Below are 22,045 nucleotides of genomic sequence, written 5' to 3'. Positions count from 1 at the left end.
GGCGGGCCGAGGCGATGCACGGCGATGTCGCCGCGCTCGGCCGTGGCCCGGGTGCGTGCGGTGCAGTCGGCGCCGCTGCCGGAAAACCAGCTCGTCCCGATGCGGCTGTCGGCGCTGCAGCGGGCGGCCGTCTGCTCGTACCAGCCGCGGTCCCTGCTCCGGCGTTCACGCAGGACGAGCTGGGTGGTCTCGTTGATGCTGTCCATGGCGGGGATCAGCTGTTCAGGCGGGTCAGCAGCGCGGGCAGGCCGCGGGCCCCGGACAGGCCCCGTTCGGTGACGTCGCCCGCTTCGACGCCGGCATCGGACATGGCCTGCTCGAACAGCTCCATGTCCAGTGCCTCCACCGCTGAGAGATGGTCGACGTTGTCGGGCCGGACCATCGTGTTCAAAAGGCTCAGCGCGGCGCTGGAGGCGCTGCCGAGCTCGAGGACGTCCACCAGCGCATCGAGGTCCACGTCCAGCTGGGCGGCGAGGGCGACGATGTCGGCGACGGAGCGCTGGTTGAGCATCAGCAGCGCGTTGTTGAACAGCTTCGCTGTCTGCCCCGCACCGGCGTGCCCGAGATGCACAACGTGCGCGGAGAACGCCTCGAACACCGGGCGGCACCGCTCGAACGCCGCATCCGGGCCGCCGGCCATGCAGGTCAGGCGCTTCTCCTCGGCCGCCGGGCGGCCCCCGCTGACCGGGGCGTCCAGCACGGCGACCTGATGCGGCGCACCACGTTCGGTCAGGCGTACGGCGGTTGCGGGGACGCCGGTGCCGTGGTTGGCGACGATCGCGCCCTCACGCAGATGGGGCAGCATCTGGGTGACGAGCCGTTCGACGTCCTCGTCCGTGCCCACGCACAGGGCGACGACGTCGCAGGAGGCCGCCAGTTCCTCGACCGAATCCGCCACCTGGTGGGGGACTCCGGCAAGGGGTTCCAGGGATGCGGGGCGCCGGGCCCACGCTGTCAAGGAGAAGCCGGCCTCGGCGACGGCGCGGGCCATCGGCAGGCCCTGGTCGCCCAGGCCGATGAATCCGGCGACAAGGGGAGCGTTCGATGCTGTGGTGGCGTTCATGAACACCAACGTCCGCATTATCGGGGTGATTAGGTAGTAGACGCGCTTTCCTGGGATTACCGGTACCAGGCTGAGTAAAAGCTGCTTCTGTCACCATGGCGGTATGCCTTCCACCGCTCTCGGCGAGGCCCTGCATGCCTGGCGTGATCGCGCCACACCCGACCAGGCCGGTCTGACCGGCACGGGCCGCAGACGCGCACCCGGGCTCCGGCGGGAGGAGCTTTCCCAGCTCGCCGGAATCTCCGCCGACTACATCATCCGCCTCGAACAGGGGCGAGCCCGCAACCCCTCCCCGCAGATCGTCGAAGCCCTCGCCCGCGCCCTGCGCCTGGACGACGACGAACGCGAGCACCTGTTCCGCCTCGCCGGGCTCGCCGTGCCCGGCCCCGGAACGGTGCCCCGGCACATCACCCCCGGTGTCCACCGCCTCCTCGACCGCCTGCACACCACGCCCGTCGCCGTCTACGACGCCACCTGGACCCAGCTCCTCGCCAACCCGCTGTACACCGCGCTGATAGGAGCGTTTTCGGGGCCGGACCTCAACGCCGCGTGGCGGGCGTTCGTCACCTCCACCACCCGCGTACGCCACACCCCCCAGTCCAACGGCGCCCTGCAAGAACTGCTCGCCGCCGACCTGCGCCGCACCAGTGCCCTCTACCCGCACGACGCAGCGCTGAGCGAGCTGATCACTCAACTGCGGCGGCGTAGCGGCCACTTCGCCGAACTATGGGAGACCGGCGCCACCGCAGAGCACCACTCGAGCCGCAAGACCATCGACCACCCCAGCGTGGGCACGCTCACCCTCGACTGCGATGTCCTGCACGTCGCCGGTAACCACCTGCGCATCATGGCCTATACCGCCCGACCCGACACCGAAGACGCCGAGCGCCTGGCCCTGCTCACCGTCGTAGGAACTCAGTCGCTCATCGGCTGAGACGGTCGGTCGACGGCGGCGTCCCTGGCCGGCCGCGGTGCGGACAGCCGATCAGGTCGGACGGTGCTGACATTCGTCAGTGTCTCCCGAACGGGGCGTGCCCGGCGGGTCGTTGGTGTCTCCCGCCTCCTGACGAGGGCAGCGCGTCTGGCAGAGAAGGCCCCTTCACTGCTTCCCGGTCGACGCGAAAACAGCCACCGGCTTACGCCCTGCCGATCGCTCTTCCCCCGCATCGACTTGATCGAGGAGTTCCCTTCCGATGCACGCCCACGCCAGGCCGATCAACTCCTGCCGCGCCTTGAACTCGGTCGCCGAAGTCGTGCTGCTCGCCGCGGTCTTCGCCTGCCTCATGGTCAACGCGTGCGAGGTGGCGGCGAAGACTGCGGAGGCTCCCCGCGCCAGGTGAGCGAGACGGAGAGCGCCGCCTTGCTCTCCCCGTCGGCGAGGAGCGCCACCGTGCGGCCGGGGCGCAGCGCGAGCTCCACGCCGAACGTTACGGTCACCTCGTGCGGCGCCGCGGCCGCCGCGGCGCCGCGTACCGCCGTACCCACGCCGGCGATCACCTCGTTGAGCTGCTCGACGCGGGCGGAGAGCCGGTCGACCGCGCCGACGTCGCGATACCCGAACCCGTCGTCCTCCGCGCCGTCCGGCAGCTCGGCGTCGTCCGGCACGGTCACCCTCGCCAGCACCCGCCCGCCTCCGGGGAGTTCGATCTCCTGGATGATCGGTTCCACACCGTCCTCCTCTCGGCGGCGGGCGGCCCGCCGCCGCCCGCGCCACGCGTCCCCATCCTTGCCCCTCGCGACCGCCGGCACCCTCCCGTCCGCGGAGTACCGGGACTAGCCTGTCCCTTCACGACGGCGGACGGGGGCGAGCACGGCGCATGGACGAGTGGTGGACGGCGGGCAGGGCGCGGCAGCGGTGCGCCCGTGCGCGATGACGTCGGGGGGAGGTCCCGCGGACATCCTCGGGGAGGCCGTGCGCCCCTCCGTGGTGCGGATCGGCGCGCCCGGCGAACCGGGCGGCGCCGCGGGGAAGTTCTGGGGCAGCGGCTTCTTCGTGGCACCGGGCTGGGTACTGACGGCGGGCCACGTCGCGGCCGCGGGCGGCGAGGAGACCTGGCGCGGAGCCGCACCGGTCGCCGTGACCACGGCCGAGGAGGAGGTGCTCGACGGTGAGCTCGTCTTCTCCCTCCCCGCCCCCGATGCGGTGCGCACCCGGGCCTGGCCCTTCCCCGACCTGGCCCTCGTGCGGGTCTCCGCCGCCTACCCGTTCGACCCCGAGTGCCTCTGGCTGAGCGACCGCTCCACCCTCGCGCCCGCGCCCGGCTGCGGCCTCTACGGATGGATCGAGGTGCCGGGCGGCGGGGTCGAGTTCCACCCCAGCGTCGGCTCGGTGAGCGGCGGCCGGGGCGGCCATCTCGTCGTGCAGGGCGGGCAGTTGCGTGCGGGCTGCTCCGGCGGCCCCGTCGTCGATCTGGAGCGGGGCGCGGTGATCGGCGTCTGCAAGGGCGCCGAATCGACGGGGAGCGTCGCCACCCCCGTCACCGCGCTGCGCGCACTCTGCGACGAGACCCCCGCGGGCGCGCGCGTCCTCCACGAGGTACTCGGCGCCCACGACAGGTACCACCGCGACCGGCTCCTCGCACCCGGCGAGTGCTGGCCCCGTATCCAGCCCCGACTCGGCCGCGGCAACGGGACGTTCACGCCCGAGCTGCGCACCGCGCTCTACGAACTCTTCGCCCGGCTCCCGGCCCCGCGCACCGCGGGCGAGGTGCTGGAGCTCGCCAACGAGGCCAGGGACGCGGTACTGCGTCCCTCGTACAACGTCCGCGAGTACCGGCCACGGAGCTGGCGCGAGGGCGCAGGACTTCTCTACGACGCGCACGACGGCCGCGTCCCGGGCGGCGCCGGCGCACCCGGGATGGAGCTGGAGGCCGTCGTCGTCTACGCGGCGAAGGTCTGCGCCGCGCTCGCCTGGGAGCAGCGCGGCCCCGCGGACGCGCTCGACGCGCTCGCCGCATGGGTGGAGGAGACGGGGCTGCGGGTGGAGAACGAGGTGATCCGCGGCCGCGTCGCCGATCTGCTCGCCGAGGACCCCAGGGCGGCGTCGGCGCGGGCCGACGTCCGCGTCGTCATCCACCCCGAGCTCTCCCAACCGGGCACGCACACCTGGCAGATCGAGCTGCTGCGGCCGCGCGGGCACCACCGCGTCCAGCAGGTCGGCGGTCGAGCCGTGGCGCGCTCCCGGCTGCGCGAGGCGATCTGCGCGGCGCTGCCGGCGGCGCTCGACCTGGGGGACGCCTTCACGCACCTCGCCGCCGTCGAGTTCGTGGTGCCGCGGCAGCTCTTCGACCTGCCCGTGGAGCGGTGGGAGGTACGGACGTCGGACGGCGGAGCGTGCGAGCGGCTCGGCCTCCACCGCAGCGTCGTGCTCCGCGACTGGCAGCGCACCGTCGGCAGCCCGGACCCGCCCGAGGAGGAGGCGGCGGTGCGCGAGGAGCGGTGGCAGGGGGTGAGCCGCGGCCCGATGGAGGCCCACCCGCTGCTCCCCGAGCGTGCCGGTCGGCGTCAGCCGGACGAACTTCCCGCGGCAGTAGGCGAGTTCGAGCCGCTCGACCGCCTCGCGCCGACGGCAGTCCCGCTCCACCACGCCGGGGTCTCCCAGGGCGCGGCGGCCCGCGCGGTGGACGCCGCGATGGACGCGGGGTACGCGGTCGCACTCTGGCTGCGCGAGGACCCGTCCGGGGCGCCCTCGACCGGGGGCGCGCAACTGGAGCTCGTGAGCAGTCTCCTCGACGAGTCGGTGCAGGCCGCAGGACTCCCCGCACGCGTACGGGAGTTGCGCAGACGCGGCGAGGAGGGGAACGGTACCGAGGCAGCCTGTGCACGGCGTCTCTCGCTCCTCTACGATCCGCCTCAGCGGCAGCGCCGCGGTGCGGGCCCGCTCGGTGAGCCGCGGCGGCGAGGGGGCCCGGGAGATCGGACGAGAACCGGTCGGTAGCCGCGTGGGCGGGTATCCACAGCGATGGAGGGGAAGCCCGCACGACGGCGGGCGACTTCGACGAGGCACGTGAGGAGCGAGCGTGAGCGACTGGCGCATCTACCGCGGCGTGGGCCTGCGGCACGACGACATCCGCCGCCTCCCCGACCCGCCGCCCTGGCGCGACTTCACCTCCCGCGACGACCCCCCGCAGGCCGACGACACCGCGGAGCCGGGCGGGCACGCCGACACCGGCGACACGGCGCGCCGTCTCGGGGCCGAGCGTGTGCGGCACCAGCTCGTCGAGAACCTCCATCCGCACCCGGAGGAGGTGGAGGCCGTCAATGCCGCCCTCTACCTGCGTCGCCCGCTTCTCGTCACCGGCAACCCGGGCACCGGCAAGTCCACCCTCGCGCACTCCGTGGCCCACGAGTTGGGGCTCGGCCGGGTGCTCCGCTGGCCGATCGTCAGCCGTACCGCGCTCGCCGACGGCCTCTACCACTACGACGCGCTCGGACGCCTGCAGGACGTCCAGCTCGACAGGGCGGTCCAGCAGGGCCCTGTGAGCCATCCGCCCCTCGGGTCCTACATCCGTCTCGGCCCGCTCGGCACCGCGCTGCTGCCCACCGCGGACGGGCTGCCCCGGGTGCTCCTCATCGACGAGCTGGACAAGTGCGACATCGATCTGCCCAACGACCTTCTCAACGTCCTGGAGGAGGGCCGGTTCGACATCCCCGAGCTGGAGCGCGTCGCCGACCGCGAGCCGGTCGCCGAGGTGCTCACGGACGACGGGGTGCGGGTGCCCGTCCGCGGGGGGCGCGTCGAGTGCAGCGTCTTCCCCTTCATCGTGATGACCTCCAACGGCGAGCGCGACTTCCCCGCCCCCATGCTCCGGCGCTGCATCCACCTGGAGCTGAAGCCGCCGGGAGAGCGGCAACTCGCCGCCATGGTCGCGGCGCACCTCGGCGAGGAAGCGCTCCGCGAGGGCGGCGAGCTGGTGCAGCGGTTCCTCGACCGCGATCCGGGCAGCCTCGTCGCCACCGACCAACTCCTCAACGCGCTCTACCTCACCCAGCAGGCCGAGGGGGCAGAGCGCCTCACCCGTGAGCGTCTCGCCGAGATGCTGCTCCGCCCCCTCGACCAGACGGAGTGACCCACGATGCCGACCGAGCCGGCGCCACCGCGTGCGGGCCCACGCGGACACCGTTCGGGCCCGTCGTGAGCGGCGAACCCCTCGCACCACTCGCCGAGTTGGCCACGCGGCTCGCCGCCCTCTCCTGGGAGCCGGACGCCGAGGCGCTCGCCGACGCCGTCTGGCTCGCCCGGCACGTCGCCCCCCGGCCGCCGGCGCCCCGGCCCGCGCCCGACGCGGCCGACGCACCCGAGACGGCAGGCCTCCCCGCACCGCTCCCGGACGCCCGCGTCGCCGCGCCCGAACCGCCGGCCCCCGGGGCCGCCGACGACGTCCCGCTCTTCATCCCGCCGTCCGCCGAGACGCACCCGCCCGACCTCTGCACGCCGCCGCGTCCCGAGGAGCCCGCGCCGCCGTCCGCGGGCGCCGAGAACGATCCCTCGCTCCAGCGGGTGCGTGCTCCCGCCGTCAGCGCCCTCTCCGGGCTCCTCCAATTCCAGCGCGCCCTGCGGCCGTTGGCCCGCTACCGCCCACCCGTCCCCGAGGTGCGCCGGCGCACGCATCGGCTCGACGAGCGGGCCTCCGCCGAGGCGAGCGCACGCTCCGGCGCGCTCACGCCCGTCTTCGCGCCGTCGCGCGCCCGCACGACGGAGATGCAGCTCGTGATGGACGCCTCGCCGACGTCCTCCGTGTGGCGGCTCGCCTTCGAGCAACTCCGGCAGAGCTGCGAGCAGTCCGGCGCCTTCCGGGACGTCCGCGCCTTCTACCTGCACCGCACCCCGGGCGGAACGCCTGCCGTGAGCACCTCGCCCCGGCTCGAGGACGGCGGGCTCCGCCCACCGGGGCAGTTCGGCGACGTCTCGGGCCGGCGGTTCACGCTGCTGCTCAGCGACTGCGCGGGGCGGCTCTGGGAGGAAGGCGCGGCGCAGCGGATGCTCCACGCCTGGTGCCGCGGCCCGGCCCCGGTCGCCCTCGTGCAGCCGCTGCCGCCGCGGCTGTGGCCGCGTACGGCGCTCCCCGCCGAGTCGGGGGAGCTGCGCCGCATGGAGGGCGGCGGCCGGGTCCTCTTCCGCGCCGACCGCGGGCCCGCCGCACGCCCCGGCGCGCACGCCGTCCCCGTCCTCCTCCCCGTGCCCGGCGCGCTGGCGAACTGGGCGCGCATGATGGGGAGTCGGGCACCGCAGACGACGAGGGGCGCCGCGGCCCGCGTCCACCAGGCCTACCCGCCCGTCCGCCCGCGCACCGGCGCCGTCGACGATCCGCACCGGCTCCTCGACGACTTCCTCGCCGGCGCCTCGCCCGGCGCCGTCGAACTCGCCGCCCACCTCACGGCCGTGCCGCTGCTGCCGCCCGTCATCGAACTCGTGCAACGCGCCATGCTCCCCGACACGGGGCCGATGGAGCTCGCCGAAGTCCTCCTCGGCGGCGTACTGGAGCGGCTGCCCGAGCGCGGTGGCGGTCCGCGCTACCGCTACGCCCCCGGCGTCGCCGAGCTCCTCGCGGACTCGCTCGACCGCGACACGTCGCTGCTCGTCCTCAAGCACGTCTCGGAGTACGTCACGCAGCACTTCGGGCGCGGGGTGCGCAACTTCCCGGCGCTCGCGGCGCTTCGGCTCGCGGGCGGCGACGAACCGTCGGAGGGGCAGGACGAGTGGGGCGCCGCCGCGTGGCGTCCGCCGGGCGGTGAGGAGCTGTTCGCGCAGGTGCCGGAGGCGGTCGTCGACCGGTTCCTCGGGACGGGGGCCGCCGGGTTCACCGCGTCCGGGGCCGCCGAGGAGCAGATGCTCGACGAGGTCGAGGAGGTGCTGCGGGAGCGCCCCGACCCGCGCTACGCGGAGGGCGCGCGCAGGCTGCGGCACGCGGTGGCGCTCGCGTCGAGCGTGCTCGACGCGCCGGAGGCGGCTCGCGGCGTGCACCGGCGCGCGCGTCTGCTGCTGGCGCGCACCCTCCGCACCCAGGCACACGCGCACGCGGACGCGCGCCCGGCACCGGAAGCGCCGACCCTCCTGTCCCGCGCGCTCGACCTGCTCCGCGACGACGACGCCGCCTCCGGACGCGAACGCGCCGCCGTCCACCACGCGTTGTGGCGAGCCACGTCCGGACGCGCACACCTCTTCGCCGCTCGCGACGAACTGCTGCGGCTCGGGGAGCACTCCGAGGGCGCCGACGCGCTCGCGCTCGCCCGCGTCCTCCTCGACCTCGCGCGCACGGCGGGCGACGCCCCGGAACGCCGCCAGTGGGGCGGGCAGGCCGTCGGGCTCTTCGCCGAGTACGCCGGGCACTCGGAGGCCCGCGGGCGCCTCTCCGCTGCGGCGCTCCTCGACCGCGCCGCCGCGCTGCGCGCGGCCGAGGCGCCCGAGACCGAACTCCTGCGCACCCTCGCCGAAGCCCGCGAGGCCGCCGGCGAGAACCACGCCCTCCGCTTCCATGCGGCCCTCGCCGAGGCGCGGACGCACCGCGCCGCCTCCCGCTGGCCCGACGCCGAACGCTGCTACGCCGAGGCCGAGCAGCACTGCGGGCGCTACTCGCTGCGGCGGTGCGAACTCCTCGCCGAATGGGGAGAGTTGAGGCTCGGCGAAATGGAGGAACCGCACCGCGCCGAGGGCCTCCTCCACGAAGCGCTGACGGGCGCACCGCAGGGCGCCGGTATCACCCTCCACCTCCAGCGCCTCCTCGCCGACGCGCTCCTGCGCCGCTACCGCACCGCCGCGTTCCTCCCCGACCTCTACGAGGCGACCCACCTCCTGCACAGCGCGGCCCACCAAGCGGAGGAACCGCTGCGCCGGGCCGAGTACTGGCGGCTGCTGGCCGAGGCGTACGGCGCCTTCCCGGAAGCGGAGCCGCCTCGTCAGCAGGCGGAGGAGGCGCTGGCGCGGGCGACCGCCGCCGCGTACGAGGCGTTGGACGACGCGACCGGCACGCCGGCGGACCTGCGCACCGCGCGGATCGAGCTCTTCCGTACCCTGCTGTCGCGCGGCCGCGCCACGGAGACCGCGGGCCGTCCGAGCGCCGCGCTCGACTGCTACCGCACGGCGGCCGAACAGGCGCGACTCCTCGCCGCGGAGCCAGGGCCCACCGGCTCGCCTCCCCGACTCAGCGCCGCCGAGACCGAGTTCGTACGGCGGCGCGTCCGCCTCCTCGAAGGCGACATCGACCCCTGGGGGTACGACTCGACGCGGTGAGCCGGAACCCGAGGCACGGCCCGGGCCCGGCCGAACGGGTTTTCTCATCTGGTGTAGGGGGAAGAAGTCAACAGCCGCGGGGGCCTTGGCAGCAGCGGCCGTCGGCGACCGCTGAAAGGGAAGGCGAGGATGGCGAAGGACACGGAAACGGCAGTCGGCGGGGGAGAGTTCCCCGAGGCCGCGCCTCCGCTCCCCGACCTCTCCGGCGTCGATCTCCGCACCCTGCGCCTGACTCCTCGGGCCCAGCTTCCCGGCCTCGCGGCGGCGGTCGACCACGTCCTCGCCAACCCGGCAGCGGAGAACGGCGGTTGGAACAACCACCCCGACCCCAACCCCAACCCGCTCCCCGGCACGTGACACCGCCGGCCCCCGCCAGGGCCGGGTCCTGACCGTGCCTGCCGCACCCGCGCCCCGCCGCGGCGCACCGCAGGGCGACCCGCGCCTCCACCTGCGCGCCGGCGCCGGCGCCGCGCAGCCGGCCGACCGGGCCCTCCTCCGCCGGCTCCTCCACCACCGCAGGCTCGTCCTGCTCCGTGCCCTGTGGGAGCGCACCGCCGAACTCGGGCCTCCGTCCCCGCACTTCACCGCGGCCTGGCGCCTCCTCGAAGCCGCCGAGCACCGGAGCCCGGCGGCCGTGCGGCGAGTCCTCCTCTATCCGACGGTCGGCCTCCGGCTCGCCGCCGCCCTCTCGGCGCCGGAGGGGCCCCGTGCGTCCGCGCTGGCCGGCTTCGGCGAAATCGCCTGCGCCGCCGCCGTCGCCGCCCGCGTGCCCGCCGTGCACCGGCTCGCGCCGCCGAGCGACTCGGCCGTACTCCCCGGGCTCGGTCGATTCACCGCGATCGGCGGCGAGTTGACGCTCCCGTACGCACGCGCCGCAGTGCGCCCGCGCAGGCTCCCCGGCGCGGCGGCCCGCCTCGACGACGTCGAGCCGCTCCACGCGGCCGACGGCACGCCCACCGGCGTACGCACCGACAGGCGCACCTGGTCGGCGAGGTTCGGCGCCGCGCTCGGCGCGCTCACGGCCGTCGACGCGGCGGGCGCGGCCGAGGTCCGCTCGCTCCTCCAGTGCGTGCTCCCGCTCCCCGAACCGCCGCGCGGCGGCGGCCACTCCAGCATGACGCTGCGCGCCGCACCCGGCGCCGTCTTCACCACGCTGCCCGCCGACGCGCACTCCTTCGCCGCCGTCCTCGTGCACGAGATCCAGCACACCAAGCTCGCCCTCCTCGACGTCCTCCGCCCGCTCCACACCGCCCGGAACCGCGAGCGGTACGAGGTCGGCTGGCGGAGCGATCCGCGCCCCGTCGAGGCGGCGCTCCAGGGGACGTTCGCGCACCTCGCCCTCGCCGAGCTCTGGCACCGCCTCGCGACGGGCCGGCCCCCGCGCGCGGCCGCCGTACCGCGCAGCCACGAGGCGTGGCAGCAGACCGCCCGGACGCTGGCGCAGCTTCGTGAGTCCGCCGAACTCACCTACGAGGGGCGGCAGTTCGTGCGCGGGATGGTGCTGAGGCATACTCGGCTGGGCCGTGGCCTACGGCGGCGACGCCCGGCAGGGGTCGCTCTCCCGGAGACTGTCATCGCCACGTGACCTACGGTAATCTTCCCGCTGGTTGGCCCGGTGACGGACCGCCGACGAACGCACCGAGGGAGAGCGGCGCATGAACGCTCAGCCGAAGCCGAAGAGCGCGCAGGCCCAGGGCCCCGAGCACGTCCTCGTCGTCTTCCCTGGCTACTACCGTCAGTGGGCCACCTGGATCTACCAGACGCTGGAGAGCCGCGGCCACAGCGTCAACATGCAGCGCTGGGACCCTCCCAGGGACGAACCGCTCGAACGCGGCCTCGGCGACCTCCTCCTCTCCGAGGGCCGTGTCCTCCTCGTCCTCAACGAGTGGTTCTTCGAGCTGGGCCCCCGCCCCGAGGGCGAGTGGGACGAGGTGCTGCGCGGCTTCGTCGCGGAGAACCGCCACAGGTTCGCCGCCGTCCACCTCACCGACCAGCCGCTCCCCGCGGCCACTTCGGTCCTCAGGCCCGCCGAGCTCTACGGCATCGGCGAGGAAGAGGCCGTGCACCGCCTCCTGGAGCGCCTCGAACTCCCCGCCGGCCGGCCGCGTCCGCGCCCCGGCGCGCTCCGCTTCCCCGGCGACCCCCCGCCCGTCTGGGGCGCGGTGCCCCGCCGCAACCACCAGTTCACCGGCAGGGACGACCTCCTCAACACCCTCCAGCACCGGCTCTCCGACGCCGTGCGCGACACCGCCGCCTGCGCCATCGTCGGCATGCCCGGCATCGGGAAGACCGAGCTCGCCGCCGAGTACGCCTACCGCTTCCGGCCGCAGTACGACGTCGTCTGGTGGGTCCCCGCCGACACCCGCAGCAGCCTCCGCGAGCGGTACAGCGAACTCGCCCCCCGGCTCGGCATCACCGCGGAGACGGGCGGCCCGGGCGAGCGCATCAGGACGCTCCGGGAGACGCTGCGCACGGGCGAGCCGTACCGCCGTTGGCTCGTCGTCTTCGACGGCTGGGACGACGTCGAGGGCGCCGAGCAGATCCTCCCCCAGGGCGAGGGGCACGTCCTGATCACCTCCCGTTACCGCTCCTGGTCCCAACTGGTGGATCAGATCGAGGTCCCCGGATTCGAGCGTGCCGAGTCCACCGGCTTCCTCATGCGCCGGGCCTCGCACCTCACCGCCGAGGAGGCCGACCGGGTCTCCGTCGAGTTCGAGGACCTGCCGCTCGCGCTCGTCCAGGCCGCCGCGCTGCTCGGCGAGTCGGGGATGCCGGCCGACGAGTACCTCTCCATGGTCCGCGAGCGCCCCTACCACGCGATGCCGCACCCGGACACCCCGAGCGAGTACCCGCAGTCCTCGCTCACCTCCTGGTCGATACTGATCAACCGGCTCCGCAGGGAGCAGCCCCGCACCGTCGAACTCCTCGCCCTCTGCTCGGCGTTCGCGCCGGGACGCATCCCGCTCGGACTCGTCCGCCAGGTGCCGGAGGCCGAACTCCCCGAGCAGCTTCGGTGGATCGCGCGGGACGGCTCCGGATGGGCGCGCGCCATCGACACCCTCGTCAACTTCTGCGTACTCCGCAGGGACGTCGACGAGCGCCAGAACCTCTCGGACGACGACCGCGGCGGCGAGACGGTCCGTATGCACCGTGTCGTGCACAGCATCATCAGCCGCCTCACCGCCGACGACAACCGCGAGGAGTACCGGCGGGCCGTACGCCGCGCCCTCGCCAGGGCCGACCCGGGCAACGCGCTCGACAGCCGCTCGTGGCCCAAGTACGCGGAGATCCGCGCGCACCTGGAGTCCTCGGGCGCCCTCGACTCGCGCAACCCGCGGGTCCGCGAGACGGTCGTCAACTGCCTGCGGTACTGCCTGCGCAGCGGCGAGTACATCTCCGGCAGCCAGCTCGCCGACCGCGTACGCCGCCACTGGACGGGCGTCGTCCCCGGGGACGACCGCCTCTGGATGCAGCTCACCAGCCAGCAGGGCGCCATCCTCCGCGAGAGCGGCGACTTCCACCGCGCGTACGAGCTCGACCAGGCGCTCTTCGAGGACCTCCAGTCGGCCGCACCGGTGGACGAGTACTCCCTCAACTTCGCCCGCAGCGCCCTCGCCGCCGACTACCGCAGCCTCGGCCGCTACCAGGAGGCGCTCGACGAGCAGCTCCAGTGCCTGGAGGACGCCGAACGCATCCTCGGCCCCGCCGACTTCAACACCCTCGTCGCCAGGGACAGCGTCGCCTTCTCGCTCCGCTTCCTCGGGCGCTACCAGGACGCGTACGAGGTCGACAAGCAAGTCCTGCGCCAGCGCGAGGAGGTGCTGCGCGAGCGCGCGCCCGCCACCCTGCACTCCGGCAACTCCTGCGCTCTCGACCTGCGTCTCCTCGGCCGCTTCCGGGAGGCCGCGGCGCGCCAGGAGCAGGGCATGCGCCTCCACCTCCAGGTCCTCGGCCCCGACCACCCGCAGACCCTCTGGGCCCGCCACCACCTCGCGCTCTGCCGCTACCGCGCCGGACTCGACCGCAGCGAGACGGCGGGCCAGCTCGCGGGGCTGCTGGAGCGCCGCCGGCAGGTCCACGGGCGTACCCACTTCGAAGCGCTCATCGTCGCCAACGACTACGGCAACTTCCTCCGCGAGCACGGCGACCTGGGCGAGTCCCGCGACCTCCTGACCGAGGCCGAGAGCGGTTTCCGCGAACTCCTCGGCCCCGCGCACCCGGTGGCGACAGGACTCCAGAGCAACGTCGGCCTGCTGCTCCAGGCGGAGGGGGCGCGCAACGAGGCGGTCGCCCTCTTCAAGCAGGCGTACAGCGGCCTCGCCGTCCTCCTCGGCGAGGAGCACCCGTGGACGCTCGGCTGCGCCCTCAACGCCGCAGGCGGCCACAACATCATCGGAGACCTCGACGAGGCAGCCGAGCTGAGCCGCAACACCCTCGGCCGCGCCCGCCGCGTCCTCGGCGACGACCACCCGCTGACGCTCTCCGCCCAGATCGCCCTCGCCGCCGATCTCCGCGCCCTCCGCCAACGCACCGAGGCGGGCAAGCTCGAGGAGGACGCCCTCGAACGCCTCACCCGCACCATGGGCGCCCAGCACCCGCACACCCTCAGCGCCCGCCAACGCATGCGCCCGCACTGGAACTTCGAGGCTTACCTGGGCTGAGGGCGGGCGCCGACGCCCTTTCGCGTCGCCCGCGAAGGGGCGTCCGTCACGCACGGAACGCGAACGCTCCCGGCAGCCACTGCCTTCTCGCCCGGCGCGCATTGCTGTTGTGGTCGTCCGCCTCCGGAAGCGGGGCGTTTGACCCCTGAACCGGCCCGGTCGGTTCGACGACGATGCGGGGCCCCTCGTGCCGCAGCCCGGTCCGAGACCGGCGAACCGCCGTCCGTATGGCGCTGAACCTGAACAGGGCCCGGACAAGCAAAAAGTGGGGCCGCCGCAGGCGCGGCGGCCCCACTCGGAGACTCAGCTCAAGGCCGAGCCCTCACAGTTCGAAGACGTCCGTGAGCAACTGTGCCTGCTCCTGCTCGTGCCGCTTGCCGGAGCCGACGGCGGGGGAGGAGGACGACGGGCGCGAGACCCGGCGCAGGCGGTCGGCGTCCGGGACGGGCTCGGAGCCGATGATCAGGTCGAGGTGGTCGACGAGGTTGAGGGCGATGAACGGCCATGCGCCCTGGTTCGCCGGCTCCTCCTGCGCCCAGACGTACTTCTGCGCGTTCGGGAACTTGGCGAGCTCCGCCTGGATCTCCTTGCCGGGCAGCGGGTAGAGCCGCTCCAGCCGGACGAGCGCCGTGTCGGTGACGCCGCGCTTGGTCCGCTCGGCGTCGAGGTCGTAGTAGACCTTGCCGGAGCAGAAGACGACCTTGCGGACGCCGGCCGGGTCCACCTTGCCCGACTCGACGAGCGAGTCCCCGATCACCGGACGGAAGCCGCCGGTGGTGAACTCCTCCGCCTTCGACGCCGCCGCCTTGAGCCGGAGCATCGACTTCGGCGTGAAGACGACGAGCGGCTTGTGGTGCGGGTTGTGCACCTGCCACCGCAGGAGGTGGAAGTAGTTCGACGGCAGCGACGGCATGGCGACGGTCATGCTGTTCTGCGCGCACAGTTGGAGGAACCGCTCGATCCGCGCCGAGGAGTGGTCGGGACCCTGGCCCTCGTAGCCGTGGGGGAGGAGCAGCGTGACGCCGGAGGTCTGGTTCCACTTCTGCTCCGCCGACGAGATGAACTCGTCGATCACCGTCTGCGCGCCGTTCATGAAGTCGCCGAACTGCGCCTCCCACATGACGAGCGCGTCGGGACGGGCGAGCGAGTAGCCGTACTCGAAGCCCATCGCGGCGTACTCGCTGAGCAGCGAGTCGTAGACGTTGAACCGCGCCTGGTCCTCGGAGAGGTAGAGGAGCGGGGTGTAGTCGTCGCCGGTGTTCTGGTCGAGGAGGACGGAGTGGCGCTGGCCGAAGGTGCCGCGCCGGGAGTCCTGTCCGGCGAGGCGGACGGGCGTGCCCTCCATCAGCAGCGAGCCGACGGCGAGGGTCTCGCCCATCGCCCAGTCGATGGTGCCGTCCTCGACCATCTGCGCCCTGCGCTGGAGCTGGGGCATCAGCCGCGGGTGGACGCTGATCCGCTCGGGGATGTTCACCTGCGACTCGGCGATCCGCTTGACGACCTCCTGGCTGATGGCCGTCTCGACGTGCACGGGGAACTCGGCCTGCGGGGCGGGGACTTCGGCCGGCGCGGGCGACGCGGTGGCGTCGCGGACGTCGGTGAAGACCTTCTCCAACTGGCCCTGGAAGTCCTGGAGCGCCTGCTCCGCCTCCTCCAGCGTGATGTCGCCCCGCCCGATGAGCGACTCGGTGTACAGCTTGCGCACCGAGCGCTTCTTGTCGATCAGGTTGTACATCAGCGGCTGCGTGAACTTCGGGTTGTCGCCCTCGTTGTGACCGCGCCTGCGGTAGCAGAGCATGTCGATCACGACGTCCTTGTTGAACGCCTGCCGGTACTCGAAGGCGAGCCGCGCCACCCGGACGACGGCCTCCGGGTCGTCGCCGTTGACGTGGAAGATCGGCGCCTCGATCATCCGCGCGACGTCGGTCGAGTACATCGAGGAGCGCGCGGACTCGGGCGGTGCCGTGTAGCCGACCTGGTTGTTGATGACGACGTGCACGGTGCCGCCGGTGCGGTAGCCGCGGAGCTGCGACATGTTGAGCGTCTCCGCGACGACGCCCTGGCCCGCGAAGGCCGCGTCGCCGTGGAGCTGGATCGGCAGGACGGTGAAGTCGGTGCCGCCCTTGCCGATGATGTCCTGCTTGGCGCGCGAGACGCCCTCCACGACCGGGTCGACGGCCTCCAGGTGCGACGGGTTGGCCGTGAGCGAGACCTTGATCTGCTCACCGTCGAGTCCCGTGAAGGTGCCCTCGGCGCCGAGGTGGTACTTGACGTCGCCCGAGCCGTGCATCGACTTCGGGTCGAGGTTCCCCTCGAACTCCCGGAAGATCTGCGCGTACGGCTTGCCGACGATGTTGGCGAGGACGTTGAGCCGGCCGCGGTGCGCCATGCCGACCACGCACTCGTCGAGCCGGGCTTCGGCCGCGGCGTCCATCACCGCGTCGAGGAGCGGAATGACGGACTCGCCGCCCTCCAGCGAGAACCGCTTCTGACCGACGTACTTGGTCTGGAGGAAGGTCTCGAACGCCTCGGCCGCATTGAGCCGGCGCAGGATGCGGAGCTGCTCCTCGCGCTCCGGCTTGGCGTTGGTGCGCTCGACCCGGTCCTGGATCCACTTGCGCTGCTTCGGGTCCTGGATGTGCATGTACTCGATGCCGGTGGTGCGGCAGTACGAGTCGCGGAGCACGCCGAGGATGTCGCGCAGCTTCATCATCGACTGGCCGGCGAAGCCGCCGACGGCGAACTCGCGCTCCAGGTCCCAGAGGGTGAGCCCGTGTTCGTTGATGTCGAGGTCGGGGTGCTTGCGCTGGTGGTACTCCAACGGGTCGGTGTCGGCCATGATGTGGCCGCGGACCCGGTAGGAGTGGATCAGGTCGAAGACCCGCGCCGCCTTGGTGACGTCGTCGTCGTGCGAGGCGTCGATGTCCTGCATCCAGCGGACGGGCTCGTACGGGATGCGCAGGGCCTTGAAGATGTCGTCGTAGAAGCCGTCCTCGCCGAGGAGGAGGTTGGCGACGATCTTCAGGAACTCGCCGGAGGCCGCACCCTGGACGACCCGGTGGTCGTAGGTGCTCGTCAGCGTCATCACCTTGGAGATGCCGAGGCGGTTGAGGGTGTCCTGCGAGGTGCCCTGGAACTCGGCCGGGTACTCCATGGCGCCGACGCCCATGATCACGCTCTGGCCCGGCATCAGCCGCGGCACCGAGTGGACGGTGCCGATACCGCCGGGGTTGGTGAGCGAGCAGGTGACGCCGGAGAAGTCGTCCATCGTCAGCTTGTTGTTCCGGGCCCGGCGGACGATGTCCTCGTACGCCTGCCAGAACTCGAAGAAGGTGAGTGTCTCCGCCTTCTTGATCGCTGCGACGACGAGCTGGCGGTCACCGTTGGGCTTGACGAGGTCGATCGCGAGGCCGAGGTTGACGTGGTCGGGCTTGACCAGCGTCGGCTTGCCGTCCTTCTCGGCGTACGCGTGGTTCATGGCGGGCATCGCCTTCATCGCCTGCACCATGGCGTAGCCGATGAGGTGGGTGAAGGAGACCTTCCCGCCCCTCGCCCGCTTCAGGTGGTTGTTGATGACGATGCGGTTGTCGAAGAGCAGCTTCACGGGGACCGCGCGGACGGAGGTCGCCGTCGGCAGCTCCAGCGAGGCGTTCATGTTCTTCGCGACGGCCGCCGACGGACCGCGGAGCTGGACGTACTCGGGGCCCTCGGGCGCCTGCTCCTGCTTCTGCTCGTCCTGCTTCGGCTGCGGGGAAGCGGGCGCAGCGGCCGGCTTGGCGTGCTTCGGCTGCGGTGCGGGCTTCGCCGGCTGCGCGGGCGCCGGTGCGCTCTGCTGCTTCGGCTGCTGCGGCGCGGGCTGCGCCGCCGGCTGGGCTGCGGGCTGCGCCGGGGCAGCGGTCTGCGTCGGCTGTGGGTTCGCTGGCTGTGGGGCCGCCGTGCTCTTCGGGGCCTGGGCGTCCGAAGCGCCCGGCTTGTAGTCGGCGAAGAAGTCCCACCAGGCTCGGTCTACCGAGTTCGGGTCCTGGAGGTACTGCTGGTAGATCTCGTCGACGAGCCACTCGTTGGTGCCGAACGCGGCGGACGGGTCGGCAGGAGCCTGATCCTGACCGGCCTTTTCGGCCGAGAGACTGGAGCTGTTGGGGGACTGAGACGACACGGCGGCAACCGCCCTCTTCCGCTTCCTCGGGTGGTGGACAGCGGGAATAAAGGCTACGCCTTCCGGGCCGGTTGGTGCAGTCCGGGCTGCCTGTTGGTCATACACGTCACATCCGACGCTCAGTTTCAGCATCGAATACGACGGGAATCACCCACAGTTTCGCTCGGAAAAGGAACTGTCGGCGACGCCGCTGCGTCACCGCCGACTGCCGTGCCCATGATCGAGGTTACGTCACACGTGCGGCCTGCGGTTCTCCAGGGAGGCTCACCCGTATCCGGCACCCGATCTCGGACTCGGCCACCCTGATCCGGCCGCCGTGCAGATCGACGGCCCAGTGCGCGATCGCGAGCCCGAGGCCCGTACCGCCGTCGCCCGCGCCCTGGCCCCGCTGCTCCGTCCGCCCTTCGCTCTTCCTGCCGCGGACCGCGGCCTGGGCGCCCTTGGCCCGGCTGAACCGCTCGAAGACGCGCTGCCGTTCCTCCTCCGGGATTCCGGGCCCTTCATCCAGGACTTCGACCTCCAGGCTGCCGTCCGTCTCGCCCTGGTAGGCGCGCACCGTGACGCGGCCGTGCGGGGGGCTGTGCTTCACGGCGTTGTCGATCAGGTTCGTCGCCACCTGGTGCAGCCGCTCGGCGTCCGCGTAGGCGACGAGTTCGGGCGGCGAGACGTCGAGATGGAGGTGGACATCGGTACGGGAGTGCCCGGGCCCCTTGCTCATGTTCGACTCCTTCAGCACGCCCGCGAGGTACGGCCACACCTCGAACCGGCGCGCGTGCAGCGGTACGACGCCGTTGTCGAGCCGCGAGAGGTCGAGCAGGTGCGCGACGAGGCGGCCGAGCCGCTCGGTCTGGGCCAGCGCGGTCCGCATCGTCTCCGGGTCCGCGTCGGAGACGCCGTCGACGACGTTCTCCAGCACGGCCCGCAGCGCGGCGATCGGCGTGCGCAGCTCGTGCGAGACGTTGGCGACGAGCTCCTTGCGGTGCTGGTCGACCGATTCGAGGTCGGCCGCCATGCGGTTGAAGGTGTCGGCGAGCTCCCCGAACTCGTCCCTGCGCGCGACGTCGACGCGGCGCGAGTAGTCGCCGTGCGCCATCGAGCGCGCCGCGTCCTTCATCTCGTCGAGCGGGGCGGTGAGGGACTGCGCGACGAACTGGGTCACCAGGAGTGAGGCGATGATCGAAATGATCGTGATCACGCGCAGTTCGGTCGCGGAGTGGACGGCGAAGAGCGCGAGCAGCGTCGTGATCGCCACCGAGACGATCACGAGGAAACCCAGCGCGGCCTTGATCGAGCGGTAGGGGTCGAGCGGGCGGAGTCCCTCCCACAGGCGGTCCCCCGCGTACGCGAAGCGGTACCGCAACGAGCGCAGCGCGCGCTGTGCCGGGGCGCCGTCCGCGGGGTCGCCGTGCTGGAGGGCGCGCAGCCTGCGCAGGCGCAGGTCGCGCAGCCGCAGCCGTCTGGAGCGCAGCCGCCCGCGTATCCGCTCCATCCCGCGGCCCGCGCCGGCGCGCACCCGCAGGGCGCGGGCGCGGAGCGGGTGCCGGGGAGGTGCACTTCCGCGTTCGGCCGTCGTCTCCTCGGGCATGGTGCTCAGCCGTCGGCCTGCGCGGCCGCCGTCGGTGTCTCCAGCGCGTACCCGACGCCGTGGACGGTGCGGATGCGGTCGGCGCCGATCTTGCGGCGGAGCGCCTTGATGTGGCTGTCGACGGTGCGCGTCCCCGAGGCGTCGGCCCAGTCCCACACCTCGGCGAGGAGCTGCTCCCTGGAGAGCACGGCGCGCGGGGAGTTGGCGAGGCAGACCAGCAGGTCGAACTCGGTCGGCGTGAGGTGCACGTCGGAGCCGGAGACGCGGACGCGGCGCTGCGCGTGGTCGACCTCCAGCTCGCCGAGCCTGAGGATGCCGCTGCGCGGGGTGTGCGCGGCGAGCGAGGCGCGCTCCACCCGGCGCAGCAGCACGTGCACGCGTGCGGCGACCTCGCGCATCGAGAAGGGCTTGGTCATGTAGTCGTCGGCGCCGACGCCGAGGCCGACGAGCATGTCCGTCTCGTCGTCGCGCGCCGTCAGCATCAGCACCGGGACCGGGCGGTGGGACTGCACCCTGCGGCAGACCTCCAGCCCGTCGAAGCCCGGCAGCATGACGTCGAGGACGAGGAGGTCGGGCTCGAACGCCTCGGCGGCCTCGACGGCTGCGGGGCCGTCGGCGGCCGTCTGCACCTGGAAGCCCTCGGCGCGCAGGCGGCGCGTCACGGCGTCGGAGATGGTGGGGTCGTCCTCCACCACGAGTATGCGGCGCTGCGCGCCCGGTGTGCTGGCGGAGGCCGGTCCGCCGGTCGTCTGTGTGGTGTTCCTGTGGTCCATTGCCCGCCCCTGCGTTGCCCCGCGGCTGTCGTCAACGTGTCTGCTGTGTCTGCGTCTTCTGCGGGCAGCGGCGACCTCGTCGTCCCCGGGTGTACGGCCACCCCGAGCTGCTCGCAGGAGCAGCGTAGGCCCCAGGGTTGACAACGGGCTACGCTCGGCGCCCGAAGTGGACGGCGTCCGGGACGCCCCGGGCGACCTGCACTTCATCCGTCCTTACACGGTCGAACCCGGCATTCCGCATCGCCGTTTCGAAGGCCGCCGAAGGCCGGGCCGACCACACGGCGAGGACGCCTCCCGGTGCGAGCCGCTCCCGGCAGAGCGCCAGCCCCTCCGGGGTGTAAAGGTCGGCGTTGCCTTCGGTGACGGTCCAGTCGGGGCCGTTGTCGATGTCGAGCGCCATGACGTCGAAGACGGAGGAGGCGGCGCCGCCGCCGGCAGTCTCGCCCCAACTCCCGCTTGCTGCAAGGTGGTCGCCCCGCAGATACTCCACGAGGTCTCCCACCACCAGCTCGGTCCGCGGGTCCGCGAGCGCCTGCGCCGTCACGGGGGCGAGCGGCCGGCCGCCCGCGGTGTGCCACTCGACGATCGCGGGCTCCCGCTCCACGGTCGTGACGCGCGCCCACCGCGGCTCCGCCGCCGCTTCGGCGAGCGAGAAGCCGACGCCGAGTCCGCCGAGCAGCAGCGTCGGGTCCGGGCGCTCCCCGAGTTCGGCGAGCGCGGCGCGGACGAGGAGGCGTTCGGAGCGGCCGTCCGAACTGTCCATGAGGAAGCAGCCGTTGGCGATGATCTCGTGCACCTCGCCGCGCCTGCGCAGCACCACCTCGCCGTACGGCCCGTCCCTGCGGTCGAGGGTCAGCGGCGGCGCGGGGTGCGGGTACGCGGTGTCCATGGCCGCCATCCTCGGCACTACCGCCGCGTACGGTCCAGCGACGTTCCTGGTCGGCGGAACACTGCGACGTCCGCCGGGGTTTTCCGGGGGCGCACGGCGCCGCGGACCCCGTGATCGCTCACGGCGAACACGCTCCGGGGAACATCTCTCGGCCTCCCGTCATTGAGTGGGTATAGCTCAACTTGCCTGCCTAGGGAGAGATCATGGCTTCGATGTCCACACCGCTCACCCTGCCCGTGGTGCCGCTCGGCCAGCCCGACACCGACATCGTGCTGCCGGGAATGGTGGTCCCGCTGGACCTGTCGCAGGAGGAGGTCCGCACCGCCGTCGAGGCGGCGAGGGAGGCCGCGGGAACGGGGAAGCCCGAGGTGGTGCTGGTGCCGCGGGTCCACGAGGCCGAAGGCGGCCAAGGAGCGGTCGCCTACGGGGAGATCGGCGTCGTGGGCCGCGTCGAGCAGGTGGGCCGGCTCGCCGGCGGCGACCCGGGCGCGCTCATCCGCGCGCTGCGCCGGGTGCGCGTTCCCGCGGTGACCGAGAGCGCCGAGCCCCTGCTCACCGCGGAGGTGCGGGAGCTCGACGCCGTGTTCCCCGAGCCCCCTCCTGAGGAGGCGGCGGAGCTCGTCAAGGAGTACAAGGCGCTCGCCACGCAGTGGCTGCGGGAGCGCGGCGCCTGGCAGGTCGTCGACCG

15 protein-coding genes are annotated in these 22,045 nt (G+C 73.1%); 8 read left to right on the top strand and 7 right to left on the bottom strand.

Features of this window, described 5'->3' with window-relative positions; translation table 11 throughout:
* Nucleotides 1-214: 214 nt before the first annotated feature.
* A complete protein-coding gene (locus tag UWG_RS0112050) occupies nucleotides 215-1,063 on the bottom strand; it encodes an NAD(P)-dependent oxidoreductase (RefSeq protein WP_162130078.1) in 849 nt (282 codons plus the stop codon).
* 103 nt (nucleotides 1,064-1,166) lie between these two features.
* On the opposite strand from UWG_RS0112050, the gene UWG_RS0112045 reads away from it, so the two are divergent.
* A complete protein-coding gene (locus tag UWG_RS0112045; protein WP_016907465.1) occupies nucleotides 1,167-1,997 on the top strand; it encodes a helix-turn-helix transcriptional regulator in 831 nt (276 codons plus the stop codon).
* A 165-nt stretch (nucleotides 1,998-2,162) separates the two neighbouring features.
* On the opposite strand, the gene UWG_RS33030 is transcribed toward UWG_RS0112045, so the two are convergent.
* Together UWG_RS33030 and UWG_RS0112035 are read right to left on the bottom strand one after the other, a co-directional pair.
* Nucleotides 2,163-2,348 (bottom strand): hypothetical protein, encoded by a 186-nt coding sequence (locus UWG_RS33030; RefSeq protein ID WP_157838552.1) that lies wholly within the window; start codon nucleotides 2,346-2,348, stop codon nucleotides 2,163-2,165.
* 2 nt (nucleotides 2,349-2,350) lie between these two features.
* Nucleotides 2,351-2,731, bottom strand: a complete 381-nt coding sequence (locus tag UWG_RS0112035) for a CU044_2847 family protein (protein WP_016907463.1) — start codon at nucleotides 2,729-2,731, stop codon at nucleotides 2,351-2,353.
* A gap of 160 nt (nucleotides 2,732-2,891) precedes the next feature.
* Between UWG_RS0112035 and UWG_RS0112030 the strand changes: the two genes are divergently transcribed.
* From UWG_RS0112030 to fxsT, 6 genes are all read left to right on the top strand, one after another.
* On the top strand, nucleotides 2,892-5,000 hold the full coding sequence (locus UWG_RS0112030) for a VMAP-C domain-containing protein (RefSeq protein ID WP_016907462.1): 2,109 nt from the start codon (nucleotides 2,892-2,894) through the stop codon (nucleotides 4,998-5,000).
* A gap of 82 nt (nucleotides 5,001-5,082) precedes the next feature.
* Nucleotides 5,083-6,132: an AAA family ATPase gene (locus UWG_RS0112025; protein WP_016907461.1), complete on the top strand. Its 1,050-nt coding sequence runs from the start codon at nucleotides 5,083-5,085 to the stop codon at nucleotides 6,130-6,132.
* Between the two features lie 65 nt (nucleotides 6,133-6,197).
* Nucleotides 6,198-9,293 (top strand): SAV_2336 N-terminal domain-related protein, encoded by a 3,096-nt coding sequence (locus tag UWG_RS0112020; protein WP_237720060.1) that lies wholly within the window; start codon nucleotides 6,198-6,200, stop codon nucleotides 9,291-9,293.
* A 129-nt stretch (nucleotides 9,294-9,422) separates the two neighbouring features.
* The gene (locus tag UWG_RS0112015; RefSeq protein ID WP_016907459.1) at nucleotides 9,423-9,650 is read left to right on the top strand and encodes a hypothetical protein; all 228 of its coding nucleotides are present in this window, start codon (nucleotides 9,423-9,425) and stop codon (nucleotides 9,648-9,650) included.
* Nucleotides 9,651-9,684: 34 nt separating this feature from the next.
* Entirely contained in the window at nucleotides 9,685-10,878 is a 1,194-nt protein-coding gene (locus UWG_RS0112010; protein WP_016907458.1) for an aKG-HExxH-type peptide beta-hydroxylase, read from the top strand.
* A gap of 70 nt (nucleotides 10,879-10,948) precedes the next feature.
* Nucleotides 10,949-13,954: an FxSxx-COOH system tetratricopeptide repeat protein gene (fxsT, locus tag UWG_RS0112005; RefSeq protein ID WP_016907457.1), complete on the top strand. Its 3,006-nt coding sequence runs from the start codon at nucleotides 10,949-10,951 to the stop codon at nucleotides 13,952-13,954.
* A 322-nt stretch (nucleotides 13,955-14,276) separates the two neighbouring features.
* On the opposite strand, the gene UWG_RS0112000 is transcribed toward fxsT, so the two are convergent.
* The 4 genes from UWG_RS0112000 to UWG_RS0111985 form a co-directional block, all read right to left on the bottom strand.
* Nucleotides 14,277-18,110, bottom strand: a complete 3,834-nt coding sequence (locus UWG_RS0112000) for a multifunctional oxoglutarate decarboxylase/oxoglutarate dehydrogenase thiamine pyrophosphate-binding subunit/dihydrolipoyllysine-residue succinyltransferase subunit (RefSeq protein ID WP_016907456.1) — start codon at nucleotides 18,108-18,110, stop codon at nucleotides 14,277-14,279.
* Between the two features lie 226 nt (nucleotides 18,111-18,336).
* Nucleotides 18,337-19,695, bottom strand: coding sequence for a sensor histidine kinase (locus tag UWG_RS0111995; protein WP_016907455.1), 1,359 nt, complete (start codon nucleotides 19,693-19,695; stop codon nucleotides 18,337-18,339).
* Nucleotides 19,696-19,700: 5 nt separating this feature from the next.
* Nucleotides 19,701-20,468, bottom strand: a complete 768-nt coding sequence (locus UWG_RS0111990; RefSeq protein WP_016907454.1) for a response regulator transcription factor — start codon at nucleotides 20,466-20,468, stop codon at nucleotides 19,701-19,703.
* 148 nt (nucleotides 20,469-20,616) lie between these two features.
* Nucleotides 20,617-21,357, bottom strand: coding sequence for a spermidine synthase family protein (locus UWG_RS0111985; RefSeq protein ID WP_016907453.1), 741 nt, complete (start codon nucleotides 21,355-21,357; stop codon nucleotides 20,617-20,619).
* 203 nt (nucleotides 21,358-21,560) lie between these two features.
* Here UWG_RS0111985 and UWG_RS29880 point away from each other — a divergent pair.
* The coding region (locus UWG_RS29880; protein WP_033196095.1) for an LON peptidase substrate-binding domain-containing protein at nucleotides 21,561-22,045 on the top strand (485 nt) is incomplete at its 3' end.

The organism is Streptomyces xiaopingdaonensis (genome assembly GCF_000262345.1).
GTDB classification, from domain to species: domain Bacteria; phylum Actinomycetota; class Actinomycetes; order Streptomycetales; family Streptomycetaceae; genus Streptomyces; species Streptomyces xiaopingdaonensis.
Note: the sequence above shows the minus strand (reverse complement) of the source record. Positions and strands in the feature narration are given on the sequence as shown.

Bases quoted from the DNA above. Each gene is read 5' to 3' on its own strand.
- UWG_RS0111990 (WP_016907454.1), bottom strand. From the start codon at position 20,468: ATGGACCACAGGAACACCACACAGACGACCGGCGGACCGGCCTCCGCC.
- UWG_RS0112045 (WP_016907465.1), top strand. From the start codon at position 1,167: ATGCCTTCCACCGCTCTCGGCGAGGCCCTGCATGCCTGGCGTGATCGC.
- UWG_RS33030 (WP_157838552.1), bottom strand. From the start codon at position 2,348: ATGAGGCAGGCGAAGACCGCGGCGAGCAGCACGACTTCGGCGACCGAG.
- UWG_RS0111985 (WP_016907453.1), bottom strand. From the start codon at position 21,357: ATGGACACCGCGTACCCGCACCCCGCGCCGCCGCTGACCCTCGACCGC.
- UWG_RS0112050 (WP_162130078.1), bottom strand. From the start codon at position 1,063: ATGAACGCCACCACAGCATCGAACGCTCCCCTTGTCGCCGGATTCATC.
- UWG_RS0112015 (WP_016907459.1), top strand. From the start codon at position 9,423: ATGGCGAAGGACACGGAAACGGCAGTCGGCGGGGGAGAGTTCCCCGAG.
- UWG_RS0111995 (WP_016907455.1), bottom strand. From the start codon at position 19,695: ATGCCCGAGGAGACGACGGCCGAACGCGGAAGTGCACCTCCCCGGCAC.
- fxsT (WP_016907457.1), top strand. From the start codon at position 10,949: ATGAACGCTCAGCCGAAGCCGAAGAGCGCGCAGGCCCAGGGCCCCGAG.